The organism is Tardiphaga sp., from assembly GCF_028290495.1.
Classification (GTDB): Bacteria; Pseudomonadota; Alphaproteobacteria; order Rhizobiales; family Xanthobacteraceae; genus Tardiphaga.
Genome location: NZ_JAQGJT010000229.1, coordinates 1 through 2,990, shown reverse-complemented (window position 1 = coordinate 2,990; position 2,990 = coordinate 1). Strand labels below are relative to the sequence as shown.

2 protein-coding genes and 2 pseudogenes are annotated in these 2,990 nt (G+C 57.4%); 2 read left to right on the top strand and 2 right to left on the bottom strand.

From position 1 onward, the window contains the following. Together JWQ24_RS28490 and JWQ24_RS28485 are read left to right on the top strand one after the other, a co-directional pair. A pseudogene (locus JWQ24_RS28490) lies at positions 1-84 on the top strand (IS6 family transposase); the annotation flags it as partial. Positions 85-214: 130 nt separating this feature from the next. After that, positions 215-1,234: pseudogene (locus tag JWQ24_RS28485) on the top strand (IS110 family transposase). A gap of 477 nt (positions 1,235-1,711) precedes the next feature. On the opposite strand, the gene JWQ24_RS28480 reads toward JWQ24_RS28485, so the two are convergent. Both JWQ24_RS28480 and JWQ24_RS28475 read right to left on the bottom strand, forming a co-directional pair. Beyond that, positions 1,712-2,038 (bottom strand): transposase, encoded by a 327-nt coding sequence (locus JWQ24_RS28480; protein ID WP_299815960.1) that lies wholly within the window; start codon positions 2,036-2,038, stop codon positions 1,712-1,714. Next, positions 1,929-2,726: a transposase gene (locus tag JWQ24_RS28475; protein ID WP_299815957.1), complete on the bottom strand. Its 798-nt coding sequence runs from the start codon at positions 2,724-2,726 to the stop codon at positions 1,929-1,931. Before JWQ24_RS28475 ends, JWQ24_RS28480 begins: the two co-directional genes overlap by 110 nt. Between the last annotated feature and the right edge of the window lie 264 nt (positions 2,727-2,990).

The window sequence follows — 2,990 nt, the reverse complement described above, 5'->3', positions numbered from 1 at the left end:
CGGCTGCACTATCCGCTGGACGTGATGTTGTTGTGCGTGCGGTGGTATGTGGCCTATTCGCTAAGTCTTCGGAATCTCGAGGAATGATATGAACGCCTCCCACCCGTGAAAGGTGGAAGCGAAGAAGGAAGGTGGACCCTCACGGGCCGACGGCATCAAGGTGCCCAAGATGGAAGATCATAAAGGTCTTCACAGGCAAACCGGAGGGTCCGAAATGAAGCTTACGACAGTTGGTGTGGACATTGCAAAGAACGTGATCCAGCTCCATTACATCGACGCGGAGACGGGCTAGATCGTGAACAGACCCGTGAAGCGGGCAACGTTTCTCGAGCATTTTTCGAACCGGTCACCGTGCCTGATCGGGATGGAGGCGTGTGGTGGTTCGCAGCACTGGGCCCGCAAGCTCATGGCGATGGGCCACCAGGTGAAGCTGATGCCGGGGAAGTTCGTCAAGGCGTTCGTGATGGGTAACAAGAATGATGCGGCTGATGCGCGTGCGATCTGGATGGCGGTGCAGCAACCGGGCAAGTCAGTTGCGGTGAAGACAGAAACACAGCAGGCAGTGCTGGGGTTGCACCGGATGCGCGAACAGTTGGTGAAGTTCCGCACGATGCAGATCAACAGTCTGCGCGGCCTGTTGACCGAATACGGTGAAGTGATGGGCAAGGGTCGGGCGGCGCTGGACAAGGCGATACCGGATGTATTGGAGCGGCTGGTGGACCGTCTTCCGACGATTCTGATCGACACGCTGCGCGAGCAGTGGAACGGCTTGACGAATCTGGATCGGCAGATTGCCGAAATCGAACGGCGCCTACAGACATGGCTGAAAGAGGACAAGGCATGCAAGGCAATCGCTGAGATACCGGGCGTCGGTCTGCTAACGGCAACCGCGGCGATCGCGACGATGGGAGACGCGAAGACGTTCAGATCCGGGCGTGAGTTTGCGGCCTGGATCGGGCTGGTCCCGAGGCAAACGGGCTCGGGCGGCAAGGTTAAGTTGCTGGGGATAAGCAAGCGAGGAGATACGTATCTGCGCAAGCTGCTGATTCACGGTGCACGCAGTGTGCTCTTCCACACGAAGGAGCCAGGGCCGTGGCTTGAGCAGATCAGAAAGCGGCGGCCGATGAATGTAGTGGTCGTGGCACAGGCCAACAAGATGGCCCGCACGATCTGGGCAATCCTGGTGCATCGCAGGCCGTATGAAAAAGGCTATGTGAGTGTGAAGCCGGTTTGAACGGCGCGTAGGAAATTCAACTTCTACAGGACGACACGTCGAAAGGTTGCGCTGGCAATCGTATGTGATGACACCCATTAGCGAGCCGGTGTCAAGTGAGCAACAATGACCCACGACTGCCTGAGCAGGCGGTTTTGAATTTCAGTATCCGAGAGCAGTAGCTGAGCGCGCCCGTTTCTTCAGTTCCTGGCTGCGACGGATCGCGCCAGACACCCATCAGGATCAAGCGATTGGCGTACAACAGGTTGCCTGTCGCCCTGGTGGTTTCACCACCTCAGAAGAACGTTGGTGCCGCAATGCGTCCATGGAGTTCGCGCAAAATCAAGGGCTGCCGAATAGTCGGCGCCAATCCACTGCTGGCTCGCATCACGGGCGATCCGCTTGCTGCACATCGGGGACGACGGAACCGCATCCTATTCAAAACAGAGGGTTGGACACCAGTCATCACATCAGGCTTGCCGCCCGTCGTCGTCAGCTCTAAGCGAAGCAGCGGCTTACATCAAACGGTTTTTGCTCCTTCAGCATATGGAAGCACGCACGGGCAAGCTTGTGAGCGAGTGCCTTGCGCGCCAGGATCGGATTCGATTTTGCCTTCTTGCGCTCGTAAAAGCGCTTGGCCTCGGTGCTAAAGCGCATCGCAAAGTTGGCCGCTTCCATGAACGCCCAAGACAGATAGGGGTTGCCATTCTTGGTGTTACCTTCGCCTTTCTTTTTGCCGTTGCTCATGCGCTGGCTGTCCACGCACCGCGCATACGAGGCGAAGTTGCCGGCGCTGGCAAAACGCTCGATGGTTCCGGTTTCCAGCAGGATGACGGTTGCGAGGGCCTGGCCGATACCAGGAACAGTCGTCAGTAATAGGTAGTTGGGGGTTCGAGGCGACCTTTTCCTGAAGACGTTTTTCCACTACGTCGATCTGCGCAGACAAGGTAGTAATAACTGCGACGTTCGTCCGAATCGCGAGCGCCACATCGTCTTGCAGGTGCATTTGATCAATGGCCAATTCGTCCAGCCGCTTTACCTGATTGCTAGTGATGCGTGTACCGAACTGACGCGCGGTGATGTTCTCAACCGCGAGGATGTGGCTGGTGCGACTACGCACGAGTTGCATGCGTTTCCTGGCTAGGTCGCGTACGCTTCGCGCCTCCGGCGGCAGGATAGTCCCCATGGGCAGTATCCCGAGGCGCAGCAGGTGGGCTAGGTAGCGGGCATCGGTCTCGTCGCCACTGTGCTTAAGCCCATCGTATTTCCTGATCGCCGTGGTGTTCGCCAGATGAACGATGAAGCCTGCGGCTTGCAGCCCATCGACAAGCCAATACCAATTGAAGGTCGACTCGACGACGACACCGGCGAGTTCCGCTTTCCACGGCGCGAGAAACGCGAGAATCTTTGGCAGATCGTTGGGCAGGCGCTTCTCCGCGACAACCCGGTCGGCATCGTCGGTCACGGTAACCACACTGTTGTTCGAATGCAGGTCAATTCCGCTATATTTCATGTCAGCCTCCTTCTGGTTAAAGCGTTTCGCAAACTCACTTTAACCCCGCCGCCTCCATGGCGACGGTGGGAGGCCCGCTAGATGATTTTCAACACAGGTCGGACCGGGACGCGCTAAACCTGAATCATCTCTAGAGCTCCGAGCTCGTTTGAGGAATGAGGTGCGTGTCAGCGGATTTCATAGTGGGCCGCAGCGTATCAGGCTGCAACAAGCCCGGATATAGAGTTGCAACCCATCCTGTCGTCGTCTGAGCGCACGAAAAAC